General features: G+C 59.1%; 19 protein-coding genes. 11 read left to right on the top strand and 8 right to left on the bottom strand.

Translation table 11 applies throughout. From position 1 onward, the window contains the following. Nucleotides 1-81: 81 nt before the first annotated feature. Together AC5S27_RS13355 and gltB are read right to left on the bottom strand one after the other, a co-directional pair. A complete protein-coding gene (locus AC5S27_RS13355) occupies nt 82-501 on the bottom strand; it encodes a DUF302 domain-containing protein (protein WP_493935053.1) in 420 nt (139 codons plus the stop codon). A gap of 72 nt (nt 502-573) precedes the next feature. Beyond that, nucleotides 574-5070, bottom strand: coding sequence for a glutamate synthase large subunit (gene gltB / locus AC5S27_RS13360; protein WP_493935054.1), 4497 nt, complete (start codon nt 5068-5070; stop codon nt 574-576). 260 nt (nt 5071-5330) lie between these two features. Here gltB and AC5S27_RS13365 point away from each other — a divergent pair, with 260 nt between their 5' ends. From AC5S27_RS13365 to AC5S27_RS13395, 7 genes are all read left to right on the top strand, one after another. Continuing rightward, nucleotides 5331-5789, top strand: coding sequence for an arginine repressor (locus AC5S27_RS13365; protein WP_493935055.1), 459 nt, complete (start codon nt 5331-5333; stop codon nt 5787-5789). Then, nucleotides 5786-6853: an N-acetyl-gamma-glutamyl-phosphate reductase gene (gene argC, locus AC5S27_RS13370; protein WP_493935056.1), complete on the top strand. Its 1068-nt coding sequence runs from the start codon at nt 5786-5788 to the stop codon at nt 6851-6853. The genes AC5S27_RS13365 and argC overlap by 4 nt, the downstream gene beginning before the upstream one ends. Beyond that, entirely contained in the window at nt 6850-7632 is a 783-nt protein-coding gene (gene argB, locus AC5S27_RS13375; protein WP_493935057.1) for an acetylglutamate kinase, read from the top strand. The genes argC and argB overlap by 4 nt, the downstream gene beginning before the upstream one ends. Before the next feature lie 27 nt (nt 7633-7659). Next, nucleotides 7660-8913: an aspartate aminotransferase family protein gene (locus AC5S27_RS13380; protein WP_493935058.1), complete on the top strand. Its 1254-nt coding sequence runs from the start codon at nt 7660-7662 to the stop codon at nt 8911-8913. Further along, nucleotides 8906-9943 (top strand): ornithine carbamoyltransferase, encoded by a 1038-nt coding sequence (gene argF / locus AC5S27_RS13385; protein WP_493935059.1) that lies wholly within the window; start codon nt 8906-8908, stop codon nt 9941-9943. Before AC5S27_RS13380 ends, argF begins: the two co-directional genes overlap by 8 nt. Nucleotides 9944-10039: 96 nt before the next feature. Next, the gene (argH, locus tag AC5S27_RS13390; protein WP_493935060.1) at nt 10040-11455 is read left to right on the top strand and encodes an argininosuccinate lyase; all 1416 of its coding nucleotides are present in this window, start codon (nt 10040-10042) and stop codon (nt 11453-11455) included. Next, entirely contained in the window at nt 11442-11960 is a 519-nt protein-coding gene (locus AC5S27_RS13395; protein ID WP_493935061.1) for a GNAT family N-acetyltransferase, read from the top strand. Before argH ends, AC5S27_RS13395 begins: the two co-directional genes overlap by 14 nt. Here AC5S27_RS13395 and AC5S27_RS13400 read toward each other — a convergent pair. Then, nucleotides 11957-12250: a hypothetical protein gene (locus AC5S27_RS13400; protein ID WP_493935062.1), complete on the bottom strand. Its 294-nt coding sequence runs from the start codon at nt 12248-12250 to the stop codon at nt 11957-11959. The genes AC5S27_RS13395 and AC5S27_RS13400 overlap by 4 nt on opposite strands. Nucleotides 12251-12613: 363 nt before the next feature. On the opposite strand from AC5S27_RS13400, the gene AC5S27_RS13405 reads away from it, so the two are divergent. The 3 genes from AC5S27_RS13405 to AC5S27_RS13415 all read left to right on the top strand — a co-directional run bounded on the left by AC5S27_RS13405 (nt 12614) and on the right by AC5S27_RS13415 (nt 15911). Then, nucleotides 12614-12940: a FeoA family protein gene (locus tag AC5S27_RS13405; protein WP_493935063.1), complete on the top strand. Its 327-nt coding sequence runs from the start codon at nt 12614-12616 to the stop codon at nt 12938-12940. Then, the gene (gene feoB, locus AC5S27_RS13410) at nt 12937-14835 is read left to right on the top strand and encodes a ferrous iron transport protein B (protein WP_493935064.1); all 1899 of its coding nucleotides are present in this window, start codon (nt 12937-12939) and stop codon (nt 14833-14835) included. The genes AC5S27_RS13405 and feoB overlap by 4 nt, the downstream gene beginning before the upstream one ends. Before the next feature lie 185 nt (nt 14836-15020). Beyond that, entirely contained in the window at nt 15021-15911 is an 891-nt protein-coding gene (locus tag AC5S27_RS13415) for an SGNH/GDSL hydrolase family protein (RefSeq protein ID WP_493935065.1), read from the top strand. 62 nt (nt 15912-15973) lie between these two features. On the opposite strand, the gene AC5S27_RS13420 is transcribed toward AC5S27_RS13415, so the two are convergent. From AC5S27_RS13420 to AC5S27_RS13430, 3 genes are all read right to left on the bottom strand, one after another. After that, complete coding sequence (locus AC5S27_RS13420; protein WP_493935066.1) at nt 15974-17317, bottom strand: hypothetical protein; 1344 nt, start codon at nt 17315-17317, stop codon at nt 15974-15976. 465 nt (nt 17318-17782) lie between these two features. Next, nucleotides 17783-18592 (bottom strand): hypothetical protein, encoded by an 810-nt coding sequence (locus AC5S27_RS13425; RefSeq protein ID WP_493935067.1) that lies wholly within the window; start codon nt 18590-18592, stop codon nt 17783-17785. Further along, entirely contained in the window at nt 18585-19940 is a 1356-nt protein-coding gene (locus tag AC5S27_RS13430; RefSeq protein ID WP_493935068.1) for a multicopper oxidase family protein, read from the bottom strand. The genes AC5S27_RS13425 and AC5S27_RS13430 overlap by 8 nt, the downstream gene beginning before the upstream one ends. Nucleotides 19941-20175: 235 nt before the next feature. On the opposite strand from AC5S27_RS13430, the gene AC5S27_RS13435 reads away from it, so the two are divergent. Then, nucleotides 20176-21768 (top strand): ABC-F family ATP-binding cassette domain-containing protein, encoded by a 1593-nt coding sequence (locus AC5S27_RS13435; RefSeq protein ID WP_493935069.1) that lies wholly within the window; start codon nt 20176-20178, stop codon nt 21766-21768. A gap of 72 nt (nt 21769-21840) precedes the next feature. On the opposite strand, the gene AC5S27_RS13440 is transcribed toward AC5S27_RS13435, so the two are convergent. Together AC5S27_RS13440 and AC5S27_RS13445 are read right to left on the bottom strand one after the other, a co-directional pair. After that, nucleotides 21841-22287: a DUF6526 family protein gene (locus AC5S27_RS13440; RefSeq protein ID WP_493935070.1), complete on the bottom strand. Its 447-nt coding sequence runs from the start codon at nt 22285-22287 to the stop codon at nt 21841-21843. A 56-nt stretch (nt 22288-22343) separates the two neighbouring features. After that, the gene (locus AC5S27_RS13445; RefSeq protein WP_493935071.1) at nt 22344-23417 is read right to left on the bottom strand and encodes a hypothetical protein; all 1074 of its coding nucleotides are present in this window, start codon (nt 23415-23417) and stop codon (nt 22344-22346) included. Nucleotides 23418-23465 lie beyond the last annotated feature (48 nt).

Consider the following 23465-nt stretch of genomic DNA (forward strand, 5'->3'; position numbering starts at 1 on the left):
CAGTTCCAAGAGCATTCGGGAAGAAAATCATACCCCTCCCCCAATTCCCCTGTGCCAAATCTTCGCCCCACCGAAGAGAGACTAAACGGCTGCCGGACGGACAGCTTCGTCCACGATCAGACGGATGCCCGCAATATTCTTGAGCAGCTCTTCCGGAAATCCGTGGCGCTCGCGCAGGTATTCCGGAGTGTTGTAGCTCACGTTCACCTGGCCATCGGCGTCTTCCCAGACCAGAGCCTTCAACGGCAAATCTAGCGCCAAGGTAGGCGCAGCCAGCATCAGCGGCGTGCCAGATTTGGCATTGCCAAATATCAGTAGCTTGGTCGGCCGCATAGAGAGACCCATTGCCGCCGCGCCGCCGCTGTGATCGATGGTGGCAAGAATCGGAATGCCGAGGGTCTGGAGGATGTTGCCCAGCCGCTCCAGCGTTTCATCGACAGAGTACGGACTTAGGCGATGAACTATTCCCTTTGGATCAAAGCTTGCGGGTGAATCTGTCATACGAACCTCGGTTGCAGTTTCATCAAGTTGACTGTTTCGCTTGACCGCTGCGCTGCATCAGGCCTGATCAGGTTACACCTGCGCGCGAGGCGTGAGCCGGATGAGGTTCTTCGCGAGCTTATCCCATTGTGTGAGCAAAACAACGCCGCAGGAACTTGCAGTCTTGGCAACATGCAGCTCGACCAGTTCGTAGATCGAGCTCTGCGCGGTGAAGTCCAGGTCGTTGAAGCGCTCCGCTAACAGGAATTCATCGTGGTACATCTTGTTCTCAATGAAAGCAGCCTTGTCGTCGTAGACCCAGGCGAGACCGCCGGTCATACCAGCACCAAAGTTGATACCAGTGTCGCCGAGAACGACCGCCAGGCCGCCGGTCATGTATTCGCAGCCATGGTCGCCGACGCCTTCCACGATAGCCAGAGCGCCGGAGTTGCGAACGGCGAAGCGTTCGCCTGCGCGGCCTGCGGCGTAGAGTGAGCCGGAGGTGGCGCCGTAGAGAGCAACATTGCCAAGGATGGTGTGCTTGGTGGATTCGCGGGCGGCGCGGCCTTCCGCGCGGATGATGAGTTCGCCGCCGCAGAGGCCTTTGCCGACGAAGTCGTTGGCTAAGCCTTCCAGTTTCAGCGTTAATCCTGCGACTGCAAAGGCCCCGAAGGATTGACCGGCGACGCCCTTCAGGTCATATTGAATGGCGGAGCCAGAGGCTGTCGGGTTCTGGGTTCGGAAGGCTGCGATTTCGCCGGAAAGGCGCGCGCCGACGGTGCGGTGCTCGTTGGTGATGCGCGAGGTGACGGAGAACGGCTGGTTGGACTTGAAGGCTTCGAAAGCTGGTTCGGTCCAGGCATCGTCGAGCGCAGGATGCGATTCCGGACGGTCGTTGCGCTTGCCTTGCCAGCGGATGGCGATGTTCGGGTCTTCGACCAGTTTGCCTGCAGCGAGGATAGGTTCGAGATTGAGATGACCGTCGTAGCGGACTTGCTCGAGCAGGTCGGTTCGTCCCGTTGCCGCGGCGAGCGAAGGCAGGCCGAGCGAGGCGAGCAACTGCTGGAGCTCGATGGCCAGCTCTTCGAAGTAGCGGACAACGTGCTCCGGCTTGCCGCGGAACTTGGCGCGAAGCTCAGGCTTCTGCGTGGCGATGCCGGTTGGGCAGGTGTTGAGGTGGCACTGACGAGCCATATCGCAGCCGAGGGCTACGAGAACCGAGGTGCCGAAGGCGAACTCGTCGGCGCCTAGGAGAGCGGCGATCAGGATGTCGCGGGCGGTGCGCAGGCCGCCGTCGGTACGCAGACGGACGCGACCGCGAAGACCGTTGAGGATGAGGACCTGCTGGGCTTCCGCGAGGCCGAGTTCCCAGGGATCGCCGGCGTACTTGATGCTGGAAATCGCCGCCGCGCCGGTGCCGCCGCCATGACCGGCGATGACGATGTAGTCAGCGTAGGCTTTCGCGACGCCTGCAGCGACCGTGCCGACGCCGCACTCGGAGACGAGCTTGACGCCGACGGTGGCGCGGGGATTGACGCGCTTGAGGTCGTATATGAGCTGGGCGAGATCTTCGATCGAGTAGATGTCGTGGTGCGGCGGCGGGCTGATGAGCTGCATGCCGGGCTGCGCGTGACGCAGACGGGCGATGAGTTCGGTGACCTTGTAGGCGGGGAGCTGGCCGCCCTCTCCTGGCTTTGCGCCCTGGGCAACTTTGATTTCGAGCTCTTCGGCGTGGATGAGATATTCGGCGGTGACGCCGAAGCGGCCGCTGGCGACCTGCTTGATCTTGTTGTTGAGCAGGGACGGTGCACCGTTGATGTCGGCATACACTGCGGGGTCTTCGCCGCCTTCGCCGGTGTTCGAGCGGGCGCCGAGCAGGTTCATGCCCTGGGTAATGGTCTGGTGGGCTTCCGGCGAGAGCGAGCCGAAGGACATGGCGGAGGCGATGAACTTCTTGACGAGAGTTCCGGGGCCTTCGACAGTTTCTACGGCGAGTTCAGGGCCGGCTGGGCGAATTTCCAGGAGATCACGCAGGTTGGCCGGCTGCAGATCGGCGGCCTGGGTGGCGAAGCTGGACCACGGCGTGAGCGCCAGCGCCGCGCCTTGTTTGGTCGATCCCATAGCAGCCTGGAGAGCGCGTACGGTCGTGGGCTGCCAGGCGTGGAATTCGGCGTCTTCAGCTTTACGGAAGCGGACGAAGCCGTAGTCCGGGAGATCCTTGATTGCAGGGGCGATCGTGGCTGCGGCTACGAGTGTGCCGCCTTCGCCGTTGGAGGACTCTGCCAAAACTGGTTGTTCATGCCACGACTGGCGGACGGTCTTTTCGATTTCCGCAAAGCCGATCCCGGAGAGGGGCGAGGGGGTGCCGCAGAAGCACTTGGCGATGACTTCTTCCCCAAGGCCGATGGCGTCGAACAGATGTGCGCCGCGATAGCTGTCGACGACGCTGATGCCCATCTTCGACATGACTTTGGCGAGGCCGAGTTCGAGCGACTTGAGGGTGTTGTATTCGCCCTTTTCCGGGGTGAGAGCGCGGGCGGTTTCGAGAGCAAGCCAGGGACAGACGGCTCCGGCGCCCATGCCGAGCAGGACGGCGACGTGGTGGATGTCACGGCAGTCGGCTGCCTCTACGGCAAGTCCGACTTCGGTGCGGACGCCCTCGGTGGTCAGCGTACGATGGACGGCGCCGAGCGCGATGGCCATCGGGATCGGCAGTGCGTTGGGCGAGGCCGCGCGATCGGTAAGCAGGAGGATCATGGCGTGATCGGCGACGAGTTCGACGGCGCGCGCGGTGATGCGGTCGAGAGCGTCCTCCATGGTTTCATCGGGCGAGAAGAGGCAGTCGAGCGTCTCGAGCGGGAGCGCTTCGGCATGCGGGTATTGACGCTTACGCAGGGCTTCCATCTGGTCGAGCGAAAGCAAGGGAGAGCGAAGGGAAAGGCCTGGCAGCGGTTCGCGGGGCTCAAAGATATGCGGCCAGGGCCCGAGACGCGTGTGCATCTGCAGAACGACGGTCTCGCGCAATGGGTCGATCGGCGGATTGGTCACCTGGGCGAAGCGCTGGCGGAAGAAGGAATAGACGGGGCGCGGAGCGCGGGCGAGCGGAGCGAGCGGCGTGTCGTCGCCCATGGACCACACGGCGTCCTTGCCTTCAGCGGCCATGGGCGCGAGGATCATGCGGACTTCTTCGCGGCTATAGCCAAAGCGGTGCTGCAGGCGGTTTAGTTCGGATGGATCGAGAGTGGCTGCGCTGTTTTCGAGGCCGACGAGCGGCGCATCTGCCTGCACCAGGTCCTGGTAGCGGTTGTTCTGGTCGAAGCGGGCGAGGAGCTCGTCGTTTTCAAGGAACTCGTGTGTCTCAAGATCGACCATAATCATCTGGCCCGGGCCGAGACGGCCTGAGTGCAGAACGTGCTCGGGGTCCATGTCGACAAGGCCCGCTTCGGAGCCGGCTACAACGAGACCGTCTTCGCTGACAGCGTAACGACAAGGGCGGAGGCCGTTGCGGTCGAGGATCGCTCCGACCTGGCGGCCGTCGGCGAAGGCGAGGGCGGCGGGGCCGTCCCACGGCTCAACACAGTCGCCGGTGTACTGGAGGAAGGAGGACTTGTTGCCGTGGTTGGCTGGTGGCACGAGCATCCGAAGAGCTTCGGCTACCGTGCGGCCGTTCATTGCGAGGAGTTCCACGACTTCGTCGAGAGAAGACGAGTCTGACCCGCCGACGCTGAGGATGGGGTGCAGGTCGAGCGAGAGTGTTGCGGCACGGGCCTGCATGCGGGAGCGGTTGCCCCAGATGGTGTTGATTTCGCCGTTGTGACCGAGGGTACGGCAGGGCTGTGCGCGATCCCAACTCGGGAGGACGTTGGTGGCGTAGCGCTGATGGAAGACGGCGAACGGCGTTTCGAAGGCTGGGTCAGCGAGGTCTGGATAGAACTGCGGCAGGAGGCGGCCGGCGCAAAGGGCCTTGTAAATGATGGTGCTGGACGAGATCGACGCGATGTAACCGGGGAGGGCGGAGCGTTCGAACTGCTTGCGGGCGAGGTAGAGGCGGCGGTCGAAATCTGAGCCGTCTTCAGTGGTAACGAGCAGGTGCCAGATATTGGGCAGAGTGGACGCGGCGATGGAGCCAAGGATCTGGGGACAGATGGGCACGGGACGCCAGGCGAGCAGGGTGATCTGCTGCGCGGCGAGGGCGGCTTCGAGCTCTGCGCGGGATTCGAGCGATTCTCCGTCGAGGAAGACGACGGCGACGCCGAGCGGCTTACTTCGGTCGAGCGTAATGCCGAGGGGTCCGAGGAGAATGTCACGCGGAATGGCGGTCATAACGCCGACGCCGTCGCTGGACTTACCGTCTGCCGCGACTGCGCCGCGATGTTCGAGGCGGGCGAGGGCGGTGAGGGCGTGATTCAAGATGGCGTGTTTCGGTTCGCCGGAGAGGTGCGCGACGAAACCGACGCCGCATGAATCCTGGTCGAAACGCGGGTCAACTAAAGACGGAATGGATGCGAGGGTGAGTGCCGCAGTAAAGCTGGAATCACTGACAGCGGGGCGCTGACTACGAGAGCCGGAAAAAAGACGATGGCGATCCATACGTAACTATACGACCTCTGGAAATAGAAAATCCACAATGCGAAGAGCCCGCGCAGCAGCAATATTGCTTGACTGGCGCAGGCGAAACAGGCTGTGTCGTGGCGGGGATGACGGGCTTTCCGATAAAACGCGGAGCAGGGCCGAAAAAACACGGAACAGCTTTGCATATTTATACAAGGTGGCGTATATTTATGCAAGCGCGGTCCTGATTTCGGGGCCGCGCTTTCGATTTGCCGAAAGCCGGGCGCTGGATTGGAACGATGAAACTGGAACGTCACAATGCGATACGGGATCTGGTCGGAAGTTCGCCGATCAGCAGCCAGGACGAGCTGCGGCGCAAGCTGCGGCGTCGTGGGTTTGCTGTGACGCAAGCTACGCTATCGCGCGATCTACATGAGCTGCATCTATTCAAAGGGCCTACGGGTTATGGCGTACCGAACGGAAGCAGTGCGGTAGCCGTCGAAGAAGAGGATGACAGTCCGCCGGGTGTGGCTGAAGTGCTGGAAACGTTTGGCATGCGCAGCCGGCAGGCAATGAACCAGGTTGTGATTTCGACGGTGATGGGCGGAGCGCAGCCGGTGGCGGCAGCTATGGACTACGAAGAGTGGCCGGAGGTGGTGGGCACCATCGCTGGCGATGACACGGTATTGGTGATTTGCCCAGATATACGGCGGGCCGCTGAAGTGCAGGCGAAGCTGAGGAAGATTCTGGAGTCATGAGCGAAGGGTTGCAGACTGCTGTTGTTGGGGTGACTGGATATTCCGGCGCGGAGCTGGCGCGGCTGCTGGTGCATCATCCGCGGCTGGCGGGTAAGGCGCCGATTTTTGCTGGAAGAATTGATGCAAAGGATGAGGCGCGTGGCGGCATGCCGCTGGGTGAGATACATCCGGAGTTGAGGGATAGCCGCGGGACTGGGGCGCTTCGCGTGCAGCAGTTCTCGTGGGAGCGGCTTGAGGATCTTGGCGTTGAGGTTGTGTTTCTGGCGACGCCGCACGAGATGTCGCGTGAGGCTGTTCCTGAGGCCCGCAAGCGTGGCATTCGGGTGATTGATCTGAGCGGTGCGTGGCGGCTTGAAGAGGCGACGAATCGTGCCGTGTATGCATTTGAGGATGAGGATTCGGCGAGTGCGCTGGCGATGCAGGCTGAGGCTGTGTATGGGATGCCGGAGCTGCATCGGGATGCCATTCGCGGGGCTGGGCTGGTGGCGAATCCTGGATGCTATGCGACTTCGGTCATCCTTGCGTTGAAGCCTCTGATTGCGGCTGGTCTCGTTGATGTTGAGCATGGCATTATCAGCGATTCGAAGAGCGGTGTGAGCGGTGCTGGTAAGTCGCCTACGGCGAAGACGCACTATATGTATGCGGCGGATAATCTTTCGGCGTATGGTGTGTTTTCGCACCGGCATACGGGGGAGTTAGTTGAACAGTTAGGGATTGATTCGGAAGCAATTACGTTTACGCCGCATCTACTGCCTATACCGCGCGGAATTCTTTCTACGATCTATGTGCGGTTTCGCGAGAAGCAGACGGCGGCCGCGATCGAGGATTGCTATGCGAAGTTTTATGCAGGCAGTCCGATGGTGCGGTTGTATGGAACTGCGTTGCCGCAGATTCAGTATTCGGTGAAGACGAACTACGCGGATATCGGGTTCAACGTTGCGAAGGATGGAAAGCGGGCGGTGATTGTTAGCTGCCTGGATAACTTGCTGAAGGGCGCGGCTGGCCAGGCTGTGCAGAATTTGAATGTGATGCAGGGCTGGAGCGAAGCGGAGGGTTTGGAATGAAGTATGTAATCAAGTTAGGTGGAGCGGGCCTGGAAAACCCTACGCTGTTGCAGGGCTGCGTGCGCGCGATTGCAGACCTGGTGCGTGACGGCAACCAAGTGGCTGTGGTGCATGGCGGCGGGATCCAGTTGACGAAGACACTGGAGGCCTTGGGAAAGAAGAGCGAGTTTATCAATGGCCTGCGCGTAACGGATGCTGAGACGCGTGATGTGGCGTTGATGGTGTTTGGCGGGCGCGTGAACAAAGGCCTCGTCGCTGCACTTGGTGCGGTGGGACAGCCAGCGATTGGTATGTCGGGCGGGGATGGATTAATGTTTCGCGCGCGCAAGAAGAGGACTGCTCCTGATCTCGGATTTGTAGGCGAGATTGCTGCGAGCGATCCGCGATGGATTGAGGCAATCTGGCAGTTGCAGGGTGTGCCGGTGATCTGTTCGATGGCGCTTGGCTTTGATGGGGAATACTACAATATCAATGCCGATGAAATGGCTTCGGCGTGTGCTCGGGCCTGTCACGCGGATGCGCTCGTGTTCTTGACGGACGTGCCCGGAGTGCGTGGAGCGAATGGTGAAGTGATGCGTTGGCTGAGCATCGATCAGATTGCGGAGATGGCCAAGAGTGCGGTGATCTCCGGTGGGATGTTGCCGAAGCTGAGTGCTTGCCGCGAGGCACTGTTGCATGGCGTGAAGCGTGTTCGCATACTGCCTGCCGAGGCTGCGAATGTGTTGCCGGACCTTTGCACTTCGCGAGTGGCAGAGGGTACAGAAGTGATGGTGGCCTAAGTTGGTGTTTGAAGGAAGGAACGCGCGATGAAACTGGAAGCTGTTCGTGCTGCGGAAGCGCGGCTTTTGCTGGAGACGTATGAACGGAATCCCCTGCTGTTTGAGCACGGCGAAGGGGTTTATTTGATTGATGAGAACGGCGACCGCTATCTCGATCTGTTGAGTGGGATTGGCGTGAATGCGCTGGGCTATAGCCATGCTGCGATTGAAGAGGCAATCCTGCGCCAGAGCCGTAAGCTGATCCATACTTCGAACCTCTACTTTCATGAGGGGCAGGCGGAGTTGGCGTTGCGCTTGACGCAGCACACTGGGCTGGACCGCGTGTTCTTTGCGAACACTGGCACGGAGGCCTGGGAAGGCGCTATGAAGCTGGCGCGGGCTCATGCCGGCCTGTTGCGCGCGGAAGGCAAGGAGATCGGGACGAAGTTCCTGGCGTTGGATAGCAGCTTCCATGGCCGCACGTATGGCTCAGTTTCGACGACGGCGAAGGCGAAGTATCGCGAGCCGTTTGGGCCGGTGGTGCCGGGTGTAGAGTTTGTTCGCTTCAACGATGTTGCGGACTTGAAGGCCAAGTTCTCGAACGAGGTCTGCGCGATTCTTGTTGAGTCGATTCAGGGGGAGGGTGGGATTCGTCCGCTGTCGCAGGAGTTCTTTAACGCGGCTCGCGAGTTGACGCTTTCGACGGGTGCTCTGCTTGTTGTCGATGAGATTCAGGCGGGCATGGGGCGTACTGGCAAGTGGTGCGGGTATCAGCACTATGGGATTCTGCCGGATATTACTACGCTTGCTAAGCCGCTGGCTGGTGGTATTCCACTGGGTGCTGTGCTTTGTACGGATGAGGTAGCGCGCGCGATTCATCCGGGCATGCATGGGACTACGTTTGGTGGTGGGCCGCTGGCTTGCGCTGTGGCGATTGCAGTGGTGGACACGATTGAGCGCGACGGTTTGCTGGATCATGCGACTGAGGTTGGCGACTACTTCCAGGAGCAGTTGCGTGGACTTGCTGCGAAGCATGACTCGATTGTGGATGTGCGCGGTAAGGGTTTGATGGTTGCTGCGGAAGTAGAGTCGGCGGAGCTGGGTAAGCATGTCGTACGCGAGATGCTGGCGAAGAAGATACTGATCAACTGCACGAGCGATACGGCGCTGCGTTTTCTGCCTCCGTATATTTTGCAGAAGGAACATGTGGATGTGGCGATTGCGGCCCTGGATGCGATCTTCACCGAGTACACGAACAACAATGCCGTAGGGGCAGCTAGTGAGGGAGAGGTCCGTGGTTAGCAAAGTTTTTGAAGAGAAGTTCGTGGCTGCAACGCCGGTGCAGCAGGATGCGGATGTGCTGGAGGCCGCAGCGCGGTTGGCTGGCGAGGATATGTGCTCGATCAGCGATCTTTCGAGTGCCGAGGTGCGCGCGATTCTGAAGCTGGCGCATGATGTAAAGCGCAATCCGCGTGAATACCGCTATGCGCTGGACGCGAAGCAGATGGTGCTGATGTTTGAGAAGGCGAGCCTGCGTACACGGCTTAGCTTTGAGGCTGGCTTCAGCACGCTGGGCGGCAATGCCATTTTCTTCGATCAGACGAATTCACCGCTGGGTGAGCGTGAGTCGATTGCGGATGTGGCGCGTAATGTGGAGCGTTGGGTGGATGTGATTGTGTTGCGTACCTATGCGCATGACACGATCACGGAGATGGCGGCGCATTCGCGCGTGCCGGTGATCAATGCACTGTCGGACTTCGAGCATCCCTGCCAGGCACTGGCGGATTTTATGACGCTGGAAGAGCATTTCGGTTCGGTGCGCGGATTGAACTTTACGTATGTTGGCGACGGCAACAATGTCTGCCATTCGCTGATGCTGACGGGTGCGCAGCTCGGCGCCAATGTCACTGTTGCGACGCCGCGTGGGTATTCGCCAGACATCGAGATTGTGACGCTAGCGCGAGAGAAAGCTGAGCAGAACGGCTGCGAGATCAAGCTGACGCAGGACCCGCAGGCGGGTGTTGAGAATGCCGATGCGGTGTACACGGATGTATGCGTGAGCATGGGCTTTGAGCATGAGTCGACCAAGCGCGCACCGATTTTCCGGCCTTTTCAGGTAAATGAGAATTTGATGGCAGTAGCTTCGAAAGATGCGGTGTTTATGCATTGTCTGCCGGCGCATCGCAATGCTGAGGTAACCGATGCGGTCCTGGATGGGCCGCAGTCGATTGTCTTCGACCAGGCGGAGAATCGCATGCATGCGCAGAAAGCGCTTCTGCTGTTGCTGCTGGGCGGGCTTTCGAATACGGCTAGCTTTACGCAGAGTGTTTAGGCATCCATGATGAACGCCAATCCGGCGCAGTATCTGCTGCGCCGGATTTTGCTTTGAACCGCGTGAGTGAGCGCGAATGATGAAAGAGGTTTTGTTGTGAAGATGTGGTCTGGCCGTTTTCGAGAGCCACTCGATGCGGAGTTTGAAGCATGGCAACGATCGATCGTGTTTGACTGGCAACTGCTTGAGGAAGAAGTAGCAGCGAGCAAGGCTCATGCATCGGCGATTGCGGCTGCTGGCATCATCACTGCCGACGAGCTGACGCAACTGCGTGCGGCGCTTGACTCCGTGCAGCGCGATCATGCGGATGGCGAGGGTGAGGCTGCGGTGCGTGAGCATCCGGTGGCCGAGGACATTCATCATTTCGTTGAGCTGGCGTTGACGGAGAGGCTTGGTGCGCTGGCGCTGAAGCTGCATACGGGACGCAGCCGCAATGAGCAGATTGCTACCGATCTGCGGTTGTATGTGCGTAAGCAGATTGGCCTCACCATCGATGCGCTGGGTGCGTGGGCTGTGGCACTCGTCGAGAAGGCGAAGGCTGCGGGCGACGCGGTGATGCCGAGCTATACGCACTTGCAGAGGGCTGAGCCGGTGCTGATTGCGCATTGGTTGCTGGCGTATGCGCAGATGCTGTTGCGGGATATTTCGCGTCTGCAGGATTGCGCTGCACGATTGAACTATTGTCCGCTGGGTTCAGGGGCGATTGCTGGAGCTACCCTCAAGCTGGACCGCTGGATTGCCGCGAAGGAGCTTGGGTTTACGGCGCCGACGGCGAACAGCATGGATGCTACGAGCGATCGTGATTTTGTGCTGGAATACTTGCAGGCGCTTACCTTTGTCGGGCTTCATGCGAGCCGGTTTGCGGAAGAGATCACTTTGTTTGCGACGGCGGAGTTTGGCTTTGTGCAGTTGCCGGAGGCTTTTTCTACAGGATCGAGTGCGATGCCGCAGAAGAAAAATCCTGATCTGACCGAACTGGTGCGCGCGAAGGTGGGGCGGATTCATGGGGCTGCGGCGGCGGTCACGTTGCAGTTGAAGGGTTTGCCTTTGGCCTACAATAAGGATATGCAGGAGACTCAGGAGCCAACGTTTGCTGTGCGTGGAACGACGCAGATGCTGGGGCTGCTGGCGCGGTTTACGACGGCGCTGGAGTTCAGCACCGGGCGCATGCAGGAGGCTGCCGAGAATGGCTTCCTGAATGCGATGGCGGCTGCGACCTATCTCGTGCATAAGGGAGTTCCCTTCCGCAAGGCGCATGAGAAGATCGGCAATGCGGTGCGGTTTGCGCTGGAAAAGCATGTCGAGTTGAACGGGCTGACGCTGGATGAACTGCAGCAGTTTGGTGAGGAGTTTGGACCGGATTTCTACGAGGCTGTTTCGCTGGAAGCCACGCTCGACTGCCATGATGTGATTGGTGGAACGGCGCGGACGCAGGTTCGCGAGGCGCTGGCGGTGGTAGAGCAACGGCTCGCTGAGCTGTTGCATTTGGAGGTTGCGCATGTTGGTGCGTAAGGCGCGCCTTCAGGATGCTTCGAACATCTTTGAACTGGTGAACAGTCTGAGCGGGGATGGGACGCTGCTGAAGCGGCAGTTCGCGGAGATCTGCGAGAACGTGCGCGATTTCACGATTGCCGAGTCCGATACCGGTGTCTTTCTCGGCTGCGGGGCGCTGCATTTGTATGGGCCGCATCTGGCTGAGGTGCGGTCAATTGTGATGTCTCCGGGAGCGAAGGGCAAGGGCGCTGGCGGGCGTGTGCTCAATGCGCTGATCGACGAAGCGGAAGAGCACGGGATCCATTCGGTGTGCCTGTTTACGCGCATTCCGGACTTCTTCTTCAAGTATGGGTTTCGCATCGTCGAAGATAAGGCTGACCTGCCGGATAAAGTTTTCAAGGATTGTCAGAGCTGCCCGCGGCTGCATCGCTGCGATGAGGTGGCCATGGTGCGCGGGAAGATTCCGCGGATGTCGATCCTGGGGCAGCGGGAGCAGGCACGCGAACTGGTGCATTTGGGCTAATCGCCCTTGAGCAGGCCTTCTACCAGGGCTTGCCATTCGTCACCTAAGTCGTTGCGACGATATTGGCGACCGGCGCGGCGGTACCAGTAATCTGCGTTCCATTGTTCGCCTTCCTTGCGGTGGAGGTAAGCGTGGACGGCCATGCCTTCTGGCGACTCAAGGTGATCGACCAGCTCGTGGGCTCTGGACCAATTCCCTTTTGCGTCCCACCAGAGAGCTTCCAGCGGGGCGGATAGGTTCTCGGGCGGCGTGTCGGTCTTGGCGGATTGACGGAAAGCTTCAATATGCATTGGTGCGCTCTCAGCTTCCAATGTACCGCTGGAAGGTGTGCTGGCTGAAGACGTGCCGTTTGAAAGAGTGCAAGTTCCGGCCCGACACTCACGGAGCCCTTTGTGTGTTCAGGAAATAGATATTGCCGGGAAGTTGTAGCAAGCTGGCTCGCCTGAGGAAGTTTGTCTGGATGGGAAACGACCTACTATCAAGCTACCAACCAACAACGGAGAGCGGTTTCAGAGCCAAGCAGAGGTGCTGAGGTGCCGCGCAGGGTTCGTGTGGTGTGCAACCTTTGCAATGCAGACCGAATCGGTCGTATACTGAAGTACGACTGATCTAGTCGCACTTATGCCCGCTTCTGCTGATTGGAACAGACCGGGTTGAACTCTGGGGTATGGCAGTTGCGAGTGCTGAGCGATCTCGAAGTAGGCGAAAGCGGCGTCCTGGTGGCGCTGGATCTGCCGCCTGGTGTGCAGAACCACCTGATGTACATGGGGTTTGTGCCGGATGCTCATGTGAAGGCGCTGCACTGCGCGCCGGCTGGCGATCCTACGGTGTACGCGGTGGATGGAATCGAGATTGCGCTGCGGCGTGAGACTGCCCGGATGATTCGCGTTGGGCCGATTCCTGACCCTGTTCAGGCGGCTGCGAACGCAGCGAAGTTTCCCAGGTTGCCGGAAGAGGAACTGGTTGAGGCGGGGCGATGAATGACTGCTGCGAAACGCCGGCATTTGTGGCTCCAGCTCTTCCGCCGAAGTCTGCTGGTGAGCTGCGGACGATTGCGCTGATTGGACCTCCTAACTCTGGAAAGTCTACTTTATTCAATCGGCTGACCGGGTTACGGCAGAAGGTTGCCAATTATCCCGGCGTGACGGTGGAACAGCGCATGGGGCGGATGGCGGGCATTGGCCGCGATGATCTTACGCTGATCGATTTGCCGGGGATTTATTCGCTCGATGCGTATTCCGAGGATGCTCGCGTTTCTGTCGAGGTGCTTTCCGGGCATATGCCTGGGACACCGAAGCCGGACGCGGTGCTGCTGGTGCTCGATTCCCTGCACCTGACACGGCAGCTGATGCTGGCGGCTCCGATCCTGGCGCTGGGTTTGCCGACGATGGTGCTGCTGAACATGAGCGACCTGATGGAGACTCGCGGTGGTGTCGTTGATCCGCTGCTGATGGCCCGGGAGTTGGGCGCGCCGGTGGCGCTGATCAGCGGAAGCAAGGGGACGGGCCTCGGGGCGATTCAGCTTTTTCTCAATCGCCAGAGCGGCGGAGAGCAGCAGAAACTGATGCTGCCGGTGCTGGGGAATGCGATGAGCACGCATCGGTGGGCCGCTCAGGTGAGCTCGAAGACGGGGTATCGCGCACCGCTCTCGGCGAAGGCTACGCAGAAGGTAGATGCGGTGCTGCTGCATCGATTCTGGGGACCCTTGCTGTTTCTGGTGGTTGTGTTTGGAGTCTTCCAGGTGGTGTTCTCCGTTGGTCTGCCTGTAAGCAACGCGATGCAGGATGTGCTGGCGCACTTTGGTAAATGGGGCGCGGGATTTTTGCCTGCGGGATGGATTCGGTCGCTGGTGCTGGACGGAGCCTGGAATGGCGTCACTTCCGTGCTGGTGTTTGTGCCGCAGATTTTGTTGCTATTTTTGTTCATCGGAATTCTTGAAGATACGGGCTATCTGGCTCGTGCGGCGCTGATTGCGGACCGCGTGATGCGGTCGATCGGATTGAACGGCAAGGCGTTTATTCCGCTGCTTTCGGCCTATGCCTGCGCGGTACCGGCTATCATGGCGACGCGCACGATTGAAAACAAGCGCGACCGGCTGGCGACTATCCTGGTGACGCCGTTCATGACCTGTTCGGCGCGACTGCCGGTGTATCTGCTGTTTATTGCTGCGTTTATTCCTTCGAAGACGTTTCTTGGCGGGCTGATCGGGCTGAAGACGATTGTGATGCTGAGCCTGTATGCGATCGGGTTTCTGGCGGCGCTGGTGACCGCGAGGCTGTTGAAGAGTTCGATTCTGAAGTCGAGCGAGACGCCTTTCATCCTGGAGTTGCCGCAGTACCGGGCTCCTACGCTGCGTTCGCTGGCGCTGCGACTGGCGGATCGTGGAATGGTGTTTCTGAAGCAGGCGGGAACGGTGATTTTGTGCGTAACGCTGGGGCTCTGGGTGCTGGCGAATGTGCCGGTTCACAACGGGCAGCCGCCGGAGTTGGCGGAGAGCGTGATTGGGCGGCTGGGGCACTTTATTGAGCCGGTGATTGCGCCGCTTGGGTTCAACTGGAAAATTGGGATTGGTCTGCTGACGAGCGTGCTGGCGCGCGAAGTGATGGTGGGAACGATGGGGACGCTCTACGGGGCTGATCCGGAGACGCAGTCGCTCAGTTTGCAAACGGCGCTTCACCATGATCTGCCACTGGGTGGTGCGGTGGCGCTGATGGTCTTCTTTGCATTTGCACTGCAGTGTACTTCGACGATTGCAGTGGTGCGGCGGGAGACGAATAGCTGGAAGTGGCCGGCTGTGCAGTTTGTTTATATGCTGACGCTAGCGTATTGTGCGGCGTTTGCAACGAACTATATTGTGACTGCGATCTGGGGATAGCTGCGCCACGGCAGAGTGTTGGGCTTCTTTCGTCCCAATGTGAGATTTGGACAGTGGACGCGCTGGATGACAGTTTCAGATGCCGAAATTTATACGCGAATCTATTTACTTTGACTCCGTTCGCCAATAGGATGCTCCCACACTGAAAAATCGATCGATCATTTCAGCGAAAAGGAGACCTGTCGATGATCCGCAAATTTTCCTGGTTGCGGCCGCTCTTGGCCCTGCTGCTGGCAACGCCTCTGATGGCGTATGCGAGTGCCCCGGCTTACGACGCTATCTATGTGTTTGGCGATAGTTATTGTGATGTTGGGAACGTCTACCTGGCTACATCGGGTGCGATCCCCAGTTCTCCCCCTTACTTCCAGGGACACTTTTCGAATGGACCTATCTGGGTGGAACATGTGGCTGGTTATCTTGGCCTGCCGATGAAACCGTATCTGGCTGGAGGCACGGATTATGCCTTTGGCGGGGCGTGGATGACCGCTCCACAAGTCACACCCGAGGGGACGATTCCGAGTGTTCCGCAGCAGGTGGCTTTGTATCTGAGTCTGCATGGAGGGAAGGCCGATCCCAAGGCTTTGTATGTGATTGAAGGAGGCGGAAACGACATTCTTGGGACAACGAGCGGCTCAGCGGACGCACTGGGATTCAAGATCGCAACCGGCATCGCGGAGAGTGAATTGTTGCTACGGCGGGCAGGTGCGCACAATTTCCTGATTCCGAATCTCTTCAACGTAGGGGCGCTTCCTGCGGCGGCGGCCAATGCCGCCTTTGCCACGGCTGCGAGCAATGCGACGAACAGCTGGCTCACCAAACTGCTTGGTCTTGAGAGCTTCCTGGAGGGGATCCGGATTCTGCGGGTGGACGTTTTCAGCTTGCTGAGTGCGGTGAAGACCGATCCTTTCCACTTCGGTTTTACCAACATTACGTCGCCCTGCTTGAACCCGGTCACGGGAACGGTATGCAGCGATCCGGACCATACTTTCTTCTGGGATGTGGAGCATCCGACGGAATTTGGCCATGCCTTTTTCGCGGTGACAACGGAGACTGTGTTGTCGGCGCAAAGCCAGTGACATTGGTCCGCATCAGGGCGGAGCTGGCTCTGTCTGGCTCCGCCCGATATTTCCAGCAAAAACTAGTGACCAAGGTGAATATTGAGAACGGTAGCTACGCCTACCGGGTGGTCGCCGTATTGTGTCTTGAGCGGGGTGGGCGTGTTGTAGAGGGTGACCTGGGCGCCTAGCTCTGCTGTAGCCCAACTGGTGCTGTAGACATGGTGGGCATAGCCGCCGGTGTAGGCCTGGACTCTGCCGATGACCGACTCTTCGGGTGGGGCTTGCGCGCCCAACAGGTCAGTGGTGCGGTCTACGTTTTCGATTCTTGTCCAGAGGGAATGCCGCTGGTGGATGTGCGCGGTAGCTTCGAGCAGGTAGCCGTTGGAGTTCTCCGGGGAAGCGATGGTGTGGTTGCGGCCCCAGACGACTAGTGCGTCCAACGAGACTGGTTTGGCGGCCGGTTCCCAGGTGTGGTGATAGCTGATGGAGGCCGTCTGGCGAAGGACGCTTTCTTCGGAGTGAAGGCCTTCGGGAGAGTGGAGATGGCCGATGGAGTACTGCCCTGCCCAGTCTTTGGCCGGGGCGACGGTGAGACGTGTGGACCAGGAGTCGAGGCCGCCTACTTCGATGTGCCAGCGATTTTCGTCTGGCTCGCGCCCGTGGAAGCCGGAGGCTTCAAGGTGAATCTTTCCCCAGGTGAGGCCCGTGGTCACGACCTCGTCGGCAATGTGGGTGGAGTCTTCGAGGTGGTGTCCGAGGGGGGCTATCGGATTTTCCGCGGCTGAGGCTCGATGCGGATAGGCTACGGGGCCGAGAGAGGGATCTCCGACGGGAGCGACATAGAAGGTGAGAAGCGAGTGCCTACTAAGCTTGAGGTCGTAGAGGGCGCCTATTTCCATGAATAGGTTATGCGGATGTTGACCGTCGACGATAGGCACGCCAAAGGCAGTTTCTCCTTGCTGAAAAAGTTCGGGAAAGTAGCGGCCCGAGATGGTGGCGGGCTCGAGGCTCAGCATCATCCGTAGGGTTAGCTGGCCATGCGGGTCGGAGTGCATGGCCATAGGCATGAACCAGTTGTCGGAGAAAAATTTGTCGTGAGCACGCGGGCCTGTCTGCTGCTGATCAGCAACGGAGACCTGGCCGTGGACCATGAACATCCAGCTACCATCCATCTTCATCAGCATGGGCGGATCCACGGAGTTTGGCTCAAGGCTGGTGCCGGAGGTGGAGTGGCGGAGGACGTTGTCGCGCAAGTCTGCTGCGGGACCGCCCATGGGCATGTCCATGTGCATATGCGTTTCCATGGGCTTGGCGTCCTCTTGAGGCATCTTCATCTTGGGGTCCATCTGGGCGCGAAGCGACGGAGCGTTGATCAGAAGGAAGATAAAGCTCCAGAAGCGTGATGCATGTTTGTATGAAGACACGGGAATTCTCCTGATTTGCTGGCCTGAAACGACATATGCGGGCGCGAGGGTGCGCCGATGTGTGCTCATTTGTCAGAGTGAGGCGAGAGAAATCAGGTTCTAAGAATAGTGTCGCGAGGCTGGTTAGGTAACGCTAAGACGTGAGTAGTGGGGCGGATGGTCAGCGGATTGACTCTTGTGAAAGCGACGATCGCTGACGCGAAGTGGAGTTCGCCGGCCCAGTTGACAAGTGGAGAGGTCGCGGCCGCGGGTTGCGGTAAGAGGTTCGGGCAGCAGGGGTGCGCGGACATCTGTGTCTGGTTGGCGCAGCAGGCGTGATCGGGATGGTTTGGAGCGAGGCAGAAGGCAAAATTTGGAACAAGCATCACGACGAAGACTGCTACCACTCCGAAGATCCGCCATGCTTGCTGCATATCTGAAGTATAGGACGCTTGACGCTGATGCGACGTTACCGGTGGAATGAGATTAGTCGGTGGCGCTCTGGTGTCCCCAGGAGAAGTGCCGGCCTAGGATGCCTTTGACGATCCAATGGTCCGTGGCGGCGGTTGCGCCGATTCCGACACCGATATTGATTTCCCACTTGGGGGAGACGTTAAGGTCGCTCACTAGGAAGATCTGCTGTTGCTGATCGTGAAGCGCTGAAACGGCTGTGATGCGGCCGTAGTCGGCGTAGTATTCGACGCCGCCGCTGATGACCTTGGTGAAGTCGTAGCCGATCTTGGCTCCGGGAGCGAAACCAACGCCTCCGCGGGTGTCGGGGCCGTGCCAGGTGCGTTCGAGGGCGGGGTTGACGGCAAAGTACCAACGGCCGATGGTCTTGTCGACGATGGGACGGAGTTCCCAGGTCCAGGTGTCCTGCGAGTAAACGGCGCGCTGGTAGCCGACTTCGGTCGAGAGGCTCACGCCGACGGGCCAGTGCCAGGAGTCAGGCACGCGAACGCGTGGGCGGATGTGGTCGCCGACCCATTGGACGCCGTGACCATCCTGTTCACTGGTAAAGACGTAGAAGCCGACTTCGGACCAGTTGTTGACTCCAGCTGTGAGTTCGAGGGTTTCGTGCTGCTGATGATTCGTGGGATAGATACCGTCGATGAGCTTTTTCTGGCCAGCTGAGGTGAAATTGGAATGCAACTCGACCATGAGGGATTTGGGAGCGATGGTGTCGGCGCCGTATACCTGAATTTCGTAGTTGCCCTGAGCATGGGCGGCCCGGAGGAAAAGTACGGCGAAAGCCAGCAACAGGAACTTTGCGAATTTGGGTAGCAGTCTAGGCATAGTGAAAGAGCAGCATGAATCCTTCGTCCATGTGATTTTGCTGGTGGCAATGAAACAGAGTCGGGCCGGGGTGATTGGCGGTGAATTCGACGTCCAGCTGAGTGTTGGCCTCGACGAGGACTACGTCTTTCATCATGCCATGCGTTTCCGGGCTGCCGGGAAGGCTGCGCAGTTCAAACGTATGGCGGTGGAGATGGACGGGGTGATCGTCTGCGCTCTTATTGATGAATTTGAGACGATAACGCTGACCTTCCGTGAGCGGTGGGGCTTCGGTGTTCGGCCAGGATTTGCCGTTGATCCGCCAGTGGTCGGGAGCGCCGTGGCCTGCGAACTTGGATTCAAAGACGAGCGGAATTTCATGGACTTCGCCGGAAGCTGGAGGTGTCGGGGCGGTTGCGGCGAACTGCTGGTAGTTCCAGACGAGCGAATCGGGCTGCTGCCATTGCGGCTTGTTGGACCGGTTGGCGTATTCCACCACGATGCCCATACCGGCGGCCTGGAGGTGCTTGCGGACTTCGCCGAGGATCCAGACGCCTGGGTTGTTCATTTCGACGACGGCCGAGATGCGTTCAGCGGGTGCGAGGCGGAGCATTGGCACAGAGCGAGGGGTGGGAACGGGGTTGCCGTCGAGGGCGACGACACGGAACTGGTGGCCGGCCAGGGCTATCCAGTGCGGCTCGGTCGGGCTGGAATTGAGGATGTGGAAGAGGACGCGCTGGCCGGATTTGACTTGGATCGGAACGGCGAAGCCGAGGAGTCGGCCGTTGATGGCGCTGAATTGGTACGTCGGGTTCATGGAGCCGTCGCTGTTGGCGGCCATTTCGCCCTCCCAGTCGTGAAGGGCAAGAAAGACTTCCTGGTCGTAAGGAGCGGGGTTGGTGCGGGGCTCGATGAAGAGAAAGCCATGCTGGCCGGTGTATTGGCCCTTTTTCAGGTCTGTACCGGCCATGGTGTGGGTGTGAAACCAGCGGAAGCCTGAGGGGCGCGGCGTGAAGGTGTAGCGTGCCTTGCCGCCGGCATGGATCATGGGAGTTCCCTCTTCCATGGCACCGTCGACGTCGGGCGGAAGGAAGAGGCCGTGCCAGTGGACAACTTCTTCGCTGGTGGTGTTGTTGGTGACGTCGATGGTGACAGGTTTACCTTCGGTGAAGCGCAGAAGCGGCCCGGGAACCTGCTGGTTATAAGCGATGGTTTTGATGTGATGTTTCGGGGAGAGTTCAAGGGTGTAAGCGGCGATGTCGATTGCATAATCTGCGGGGGCGAGGCTTTGGGCCACTACACTCGGCGCGAGGGTGACGGAGGCTGCGGTGAAACTGCCGATTTTTAGGAAGTTGCGCCGGTTGAGCACAATTTGACGTTAGCAGCGGAATGGATCCAGGGCAATGGTTGGGGACGGGGCCGTGCGACGCGGTAGAAATTCCTATCCTGTGAGAAACTGGTAGAGAAGAATAATTTTGCGGCAGCTGCGGTTTTGTGCGCGGCGCGAAGTTCCTCCAAACCCAAATTGGACACCCATGCAGGTTTGCCCATCGTCCGCCGAAGACGGCGCCCAGGTGTGGACTGCGTAAAGGAATAGAAGGCGAATGATCAGTGTCAGCAATGTAACGATGCGCTACGGCTCGAAGGTCCTGTTTGAAGACGTAAGCGTGAGCTTTACGCCGGGGCGGCGGTATGGCCTGACGGGGCCGAATGGCGCGGGTAAGTCTACGTTTATGAAGATTTTGACCGGCGAGCTGGAGGCACAGAAGGGTACGATCGTGCGGCCTCGCAAGCTGGGCATTCTGCGCCAGGACCAGTTTGCGTTTGACGCCTATCGAGTGATCGATACGGTGATCATGGGCAATGCTCCTTTGTGGAAGGCACTTGAGGAGCGGGATCGCATCTACGAGAAGGCCGAACTGACCGACGAAGACGGCATGCGGCTGGGCGAGCTGGAAGGCATTGTGGGCGACGAAGACGGCTACACTGCGGAGAGCGATGCGGCTGTCCTACTGCAGGGGCTGGATATCCCCGACGAGTTGCATGAGCGCAAAATGGGCGAGTTGCAGGGCGGGCAGAAGGTTCGCGTGCTGCTGGCGCAGGCGCTCTTTGGCAAGCCGGACGCGCTGATGCTGGACGAGCCTACGAACCATCTGGATCTTGAGTCGATTCACTGGCTGGAGCAGTTTCTGATGGGTTTCCAGGGCACTGTGATCACGATCTCGCATGACCGGCACTTCCTGAACGCTGTGACGACGCACACTGCGGACATCGACTACCAGACGATCATTACCTACACCGGTGGGTATGACGACATGGTAGTGGCGAAGACGCAGATTCGTTCGCAGCTTGAGTCACAGAATGAGCAGCGAGAGAAGAAGGTCGCACAGCTGAACGAGTTTATTGCGCGGTTTGGTGCAGGTACTCGTTCCACGCAGGTGACAAGCCGTAAGAAGGAAGTGGAACGGCTGCAGTCGGCTGAGCTTTCACGGTCCAACATTCAGCGGCCATTTATCAAGTTTGAGCAGATTCGGCCGAGCGGTAAGCACACGCTGGAGTTTGAAGGGCTCACCAAGGCTTACGGTGACCAGAAGGTCATCAACGGCTTCAGCGCGGCTGTGATGCGAGGTGAAAAGGTCTGCCTGATGGGGCGTAACGGCGTTGGCAAAACGACCTTGCTGAAGTCGATTCTGGCCCAGGTTTCCGATGTAGCGGATAAGGACTTTACGCTCGATAGCGGCGTGGTGAAGTGGGGCCACGAAGCGCAGATCGGGTATTTTCCGCAGGACGTAACCGGCATGATCAAGCACGGAATGACCGTGTCGGACTGGCTGCATGAAGTAGATCCGCGGGTGACTCGCGAAGAGATTCGCGGACTGCTGGGGCAGATGCTGTTCAGCGGTGAGGAAGGATTGAAGCCGACCAAGGCGCTCTCGGGCGGTGAGACGGCGCGGTTGCTCTTCTGCCGGTTGATGCTGCTGAAGCCGAATATCTTGATTTTCGATGAGCCTACCAACCATCTCGATCTTGAATCGATCAACGCGCTGAACATTGCTCTGCAGCGGTTCGAGGGCACAGTATTCCTGGTCACACACGATCAGGATCTGCTGGAAGAGGTGGGGACACGGATCTGGAACTTTGAGAATGGCACGATTGAAGACCACAAGGGTCCTTACGAAGAGTGGTTGAAGAAGTAGCCGGACGAGAGCAACGACAAAGGCCGCCAAGAGATTGGCGGCCTTTTGGCGTTTGGTCCGATGCGGCGAGGTTCAGATCCGGAAGTGGTCGGGGCGCCAATTCTGGATTTTCTCTTTGATCTGCTTGCGGGTGAGGTTGTGATCGAGCGTGGTGAGAACGAGCGCGGGGATCTCTTCATCCGAGGCGAAGCGGAGCCCGATGAGTTGGTCTTCGGTGAGTTCGGGTATGCGGCGGCGCGTCGACTCTGGCAGCAGCGCATCGAGGCGGAGGCGCTCTTCGAGGCGGATGATGCGGTCCTGGATCTTGAGGGGGTAGGTGCGCAGCTTGATGAAGACAATTAGCAACGTGACGGAAAGAACCAGTATCCAGATGGAAAGGAGCAACTGGGTGTGCAGACTCAGTACGACAAAGATGATTCCAATGATCAGGTTACCCAGTAGGGCAATGGATGCGACGGCGTGATACGAGGGGTCAAAGCTGGCGTGATTCTTGAGATTCTGTTGCTTCGGTGGAGTCATAGGTGCCGTTCTTGTTGCCGATATCGATTTTTGGGACAACCGGGACAACCGAGCGCTTAGGGGCTACCAGGCTGTGAGACCAGTGTAGCCGAGACCGGCAGTTCAGCGGGCTTTTCCCCGGCTTTCTCTGCTTCCTGCTGATTGTCTGAGATCGCTGCGGGCTGTCCCAATCCGGGCGCAATTGGCTGGGTAAGGGCTTCCATATGCTCAGGTTCAATCTCATCCAGATTCCTCGGAACGACCGGATAGCGTCCACGAACCAGATAGTCCGCGAGAAGGCCGCCTGCGACGTAGGGATTGATGAAGACGATGGGGATGACATAGCCGTTGGCAAAAAGAGATTCGGCAACGCCGTGGATGTTGCGGCTCTTACGGCGGAAGCCCGGAACCTGGGGGATAGCAAGCACGGAGAGATCGCTTTCAGGATGATTTTTGGAGTATTTGAGCAGCTGGTAAGTGAGATGTTTTGGCGTGGTGATTCCGGCGTCGGGGAAGATTGCGCGCCGGAAGGACTTCGGAAAATAGGTATTCAGAACAAGGCGGTCGAAGTCAGCGCAGTTGTTATACAGCAGGTTGAAATGCGACACGTTGGGGCGGGCGTTGAGCACGGCGATCAGCCGCTCATCCTGGGCGACTGTGGTTGCGAAACGGAATGCGTAGGTGCGGCGATCGTAGGCGGTGCCGACGAGCTGCGTCCATCCGCCATTCATGAAGTTGCCGGGTGGCAGATTTTCGCCGAAGGCGCCTAATCGGGTTTCGCGGTAGCGGTTGCGCATGCGATCGACTAAAGCCTCATCGACCTGAGCTGGAACCTGGGCGGGGTCATCGACGGCGTAGAGATAGGGAATGAGCGGAACAGCGACCCAGTCATAGCCGCCCATGCCTTTGTAGCGGCTAATGACGACGCCATTTTCGCCGGGGCCGCAGAGACGAAGATGTACGGGAGTATCCGCGCAGACGCGTGCAAGATAGATGGCGGCGTGACCGGTTGGGTTCACGGTGCCGAAGACGCCGTAGGGCTGCTCAAGGAGAAGTGCTGCCTGTGAGCGGAGCAGGGGGCCGGACAGAAACAGAATTGATGCAACAAGAAGGCGGAACTTAAGGCTGCTTGCGCCTGGTGACTTCACCATGCAGTTTCCTTTCGCGAGGAGAGCCGTGCGCCGCCAGGAAGACGAAAT

This window comes from Acidicapsa borealis (assembly GCF_059115245.1).